Origin of the sequence: Actinoplanes sp. NBRC 103695, from assembly GCF_030269485.1 — a bacterium.
GTDB lineage: Bacteria > Actinomycetota > Actinomycetes > Mycobacteriales > Micromonosporaceae > Actinoplanes.
The window spans coordinates 1-4332 of record NZ_BSTL01000086.1 but is presented as its reverse complement, the minus strand read 5'-3'; the positions used below and the strand labels follow the sequence as shown (position 1 = coordinate 4332).

General features: G+C 61.2%; 3 protein-coding genes and 1 pseudogene. All 4 read left to right on the top strand.

What is annotated here, in order from left to right; genetic code table 11:
• Positions 1-426, top strand: a pseudogene (locus QSK31_RS48295) (hypothetical protein); the annotation flags it as partial.
• Positions 362-1345 (top strand): DMT family transporter, encoded by a 984-nt coding sequence (locus QSK31_RS48290; protein ID WP_352244875.1) that lies wholly within the window; start codon positions 362-364, stop codon positions 1343-1345. The pseudogene QSK31_RS48295 and the gene QSK31_RS48290, both read left to right, overlap by 65 nt.
• Positions 1346-1376: 31 nt before the next feature.
• Positions 1377-2123: an SDR family NAD(P)-dependent oxidoreductase gene (locus tag QSK31_RS48285; protein ID WP_285691957.1), complete on the top strand. Its 747-nt coding sequence runs from the start codon at positions 1377-1379 to the stop codon at positions 2121-2123.
• Positions 2089-4242, top strand: a complete 2154-nt coding sequence (locus QSK31_RS48280) for a TIR domain-containing protein (RefSeq protein WP_352244872.1) — start codon at positions 2089-2091, stop codon at positions 4240-4242. Before QSK31_RS48285 ends, QSK31_RS48280 begins: the two co-directional genes overlap by 35 nt.
• The last annotated feature ends 90 nt before the right edge of the window (positions 4243-4332 follow it).

Genomic DNA, 4332 nt, shown 5'->3' with positions numbered 1-4332 from the left:
GACGAATACCTCTGGGCGTCGGCCCACCCGGCACCACCCCTCTCAACAACGAGAAGGACAGCCTGCCCGAAACACCCTCAGAACCGACGGATTACACGGCCAACGTTCAAAGACGAGGCACTAGGCGCCGACATCGTGAAGACTCAGTACACCGGCGACCCAGGGAGCTTCAGCTCAGTGGTGGCAGCTGCCATGGGCGTACCGGTAATCGTTGCGGGGGGCCCGAGGATTCGTCCCGACGAGGCGCTGCTGAACGCTTTTGGGGCCGTTCGGGCCGGCGCGGTCGGTGTATGCTTCGGGCGCAACACCTACAACCGCAGCGACGTCAGAGGGTTCACTCAGCTACTCTCCTCTGTGGTCCATGACGGCCGGCATCCGGACACACTCATCGCACCTGATGCTGAGAACGCTAATGCGTTCACCTGATTCGCGGCCAGGCCACAGCGCCGGTCCAGCGCTCACAACGGCTGCGGTCGCGTTGCTGTGGGGTACCAGTGGTGGCTTGGTAAGGTTTCTCGCCCTACCCGCCGCCGAGATCGCGTGCCTGCGTGCTGCAGTCGGCGCGGTTACCTTGGCTGCGGTGCTCGCCGTACGCAGCCGGGCCGGACGTACCAGCGCGATCAGTCTGCCTCGTCGCCACCTACCTTCTCTCGTCCTTTCCGGAACCCTGTTGGCCGCCCATTGGCTGACGTTCGTCATGGCTTTGCAACGTGCGCCGATCGGAACCGTTCTCACCGGCATCTACGTCGCTCCGGTTCTCATCACCGTGCTGGCGCGTCGCACTCTGAACGAGAAGGTCGACCTCGGTAAACGGGTTGCCGTCCTGCTGGCTGTGGCGGGCAGCGCCCTCGTTCTCCGCCCCGCCGCGGCCGGCGGGTGGGACGGCATCCTGTTGACTCTGTTCTCCGCAGCGGCCTACGCGGGATCCATCCTGGCAAGTAAGAAGACCCTGGCAGCCACGTCGCCGATGATGGTCGCAGCAGCACAACTCGCTACAACGGCCATCATCCTGGCACCGATCATGTTGGTCGGCTTCGTTCCGCTCGCCGCCTACGACGCTGTGGTGCTGGGTGTCCTGGGCGCGGTGTACAGCGCGATCGCGATGTGGGCGTACCTGGCAGCTTTGCGAGGCCTCTCGACCACAACGTCAGCAATCCTGCTCTGCCTGGAACCGGTGTCTGCATTCATAACCGGGTGGCTCTTCCTCGGCGAGAAGCCGAGCCCGCTGACTGCCGTCGGTGCTGTCACCGTACTAGCGGCCAGTACCTACGCCACCCTCAAATGGGTCCAGGAGGAAAAACGGCCCGAGCTGGACGCTCCACACAGCGAGGCATCGCTCAAGTGACGCTGAAAAATCGATCTGAAAGGGGTACGGAATGACATTGGCCGGACAGGTCGCCCTCGTCACCGGGTCATCTCGAGGCATCGGCCGAGCAGTCGCCTCGGCCTTTGCCGCCAAGGGATCCAGTGTCGTGGTCAACTCCCGATCCGACCGCAGCGGGGGCGAGGCTCTCGTAGAGGAGATAATCGGGCGCGGCGGCCGGGCGGTGTACCACCAGGCCGATGTCAGTGTCGCCGCAGACGTCGAGACGTTGTTCGACAAGATCGAAAACGACTTGGGACCGGTCGACGTGCTGGTCAACAACGCCGGCCGTACGGAGAGTATGGCGTTCGCGGACGCCACGCCGGAGCATTGGGAAAATATGCTCGGAACCAACCTGATGTCGACCGTCCTGTGCTCAAAGCGGGCCGAGGTCTCCATGCATGGCCGAGCCGGAACCATCATCAACACGTCATCGGTGCGCGGCTTCGACGCCAACGGTCGCGAGGCGATTCTCGCATACTCAGCGGCAAAAGCCGCGGTTAACAACTTCACCCGGACGCTGGCTAAGCAGCTTTCCCCCAGAATCCGAGTAAATGCGGTGGCGCCCGGTTTCGTCGCGACCTCCTACATGGACCGCGTTAGCGAAGAGCAGAAGCAACAGTGGCTGGACCTGATTCCATTGCAACGGTTCATCACGCCGGATGAGATCGCGAGCGTTTATATATTCCTCGCAGAGGCAGCCTTCCTGACCGGCACCATCGTCAATGCGGATGCCGGCTTCACCTTGGGTCGCGGCTAAGTCGCAGAGAGGCGCAACAATGCACGCGGCGTCGACGCGGATCTTCATCTCCTACCAACGAGCGTCAGCCGACACTGCGCTACGGATCCGCGATATATTGACGGACGCCGGATACACAGTCTGGCTGGACACAGATCAGATTCGCCACACCGACCGGTGGCCGGTTGCAGTGAATCAAGCGTTGGAAGAGGCGGACAGCATGATCCTGCTGCTGACCCAAGCCGCCAACGAGTCTCGCGAGGTCTTCAACGAGTGGTTCTATTTCTACAAGAACCGTAAGCCACTCCACGTGATCCGTTTGGACGACTCCGTCCCCCATTATCAACTCCTGTCGCTCCAGCGACTTGATTGGAATGGCCGAATCGACGACGAGTGGCCTCGACTCGTCGCTGAATTGCTGGCCGCGTTGCGACCCACAGGCAACGAATCTGTCTCGCCCGCTCCAGAAACTGTCGTCACGACTCCACTGGCGCCACCGCGAAGCGTCACCAGCACGTTGCACGCACTCTATTCTGCATTGCTTCACCCGGATAAACCGGTCGCACTTCGCCCCGAACAACTCGACGAAATTCAGCTTCATCAGGCTCGCGACCTGCGGGACTACTACCTAGCCTGCTATTCACGCTGGTGCGGGCCAGAACATCGACTGGATCGACAGTTTGTTCGCCTGAATCTGATATATGACGAGGGACCCGGTTCGCCCGACCGGTGGATCAAGATGCCGAGCGTACGTGAAAGCGACGACCTCAATGAGATCCTGACGAGCTCAAGCTCGTTCGCTTACGTGCTGTTGGGCGCACCGGGATCTGGAAAGACCACTCTACTCAGGCGACTTGAAATGGATGTCGCCCGAATCGGGGTCACCAATCCAGATCCTCGATCGGTTGTGCCCTTCAGCGTATCCCTCGCTGAATTCGGCCTAGGCCACAGAGAGCGAGCACCCAACCCGCTGGAGTGGCTGCAGCACCGGTGGTCGACACGGAATCCTCAGCTGCCGGAACTTCGCCGCCTCCTGGACGACGGACGGATACTCCTCATTGTCGACGGCCTCAACGAACTCGCTCATCACGATGCCACCGATCTGCGGCGACGCGTCGACGCGTGGAGGGCGTTCCTTTACGAAGAAATCCGCGACATCCCCGGGAACAGGGCGATCTTCAGCTGCCGAACTCTCGAGTACGGCGCAATGTTGAGCAGTAAGGATGTCGGGGTTCCTCACATACGACTGGAACCCATGACCGAGAGTCAGGTACTCGGGTACATCGACTTGCACCTGCCTGATCACGCGGAACTGGCACGCGAAGTACTGCTACGTGATCCGCGCACGTTGTCATTTTATCGGACCCCCTACATGCTTCGCCTTCTGGTCAGCCAGGTCCATGCCATCGGGACGATCCCGGTTGGCCGTACCGATGCATTCGCCGCAATGATTCGCGAATTGCTACGGCGGGAGATTTTGGCCGGGAACCAGCGACTAATCAACACGGAAATATTGACCGAACGGGAACAGCGGCGCCTACGCGACGGCGTTCGAGATCCACGGTGGTTGCCCAATACCGGGAGCTTCATACCCGCACTCACTCGACTCGCGTATCAGATGCAGTCAACGAAGCTCGGCGCCGAGAAGGGTAACGTGGTCGTAACGTACGACACGGCCATCGATCTGCTGAACGGGCTGGCACGGATTGCAGAAGCCTCGCTTCATGTTGGTTTCGACACAGGTATCCTCGATGAGCACGAGGAGACTATTCGCTTCTTTCATCAACTTCTGCAGGAGTTCTTTGCAGCGCGCCAGCTCGGCGCCGCGGACGACCTGTCCCAGCTCGCTGTTCCTACACGTGTGGACCAGGTGACGCCGGCTCTCTCAGCACGACTGGACGACCTCGCCGTCGGTGAACCACTACCGCCACTAACCACAACCGGATGGGAGGAGACGGCTGTCATGGCCGCAGCCATGACAGCCGACCCGGACGGGTTCGTCCGTCAGGTGCTGGCGGTCAATCCTGCGCTTGCGGGGAGATGCTTGGCTGCGCCTGATGTGGACTGCTCGGAAGCGGTGCACCTCGAAGTTGCCGGTCGCCTCCTAGCCTCAGTCTTTCGCTTGGCCGTCGGCCCATAGCTATGATTCGATGAATGCGATTCGCGTGCTTTTAGCTGTTCTGTAGGCATGGTGAGGGCCCGGCGCTCGGCCGGGTTCCTCCGTGTTGCT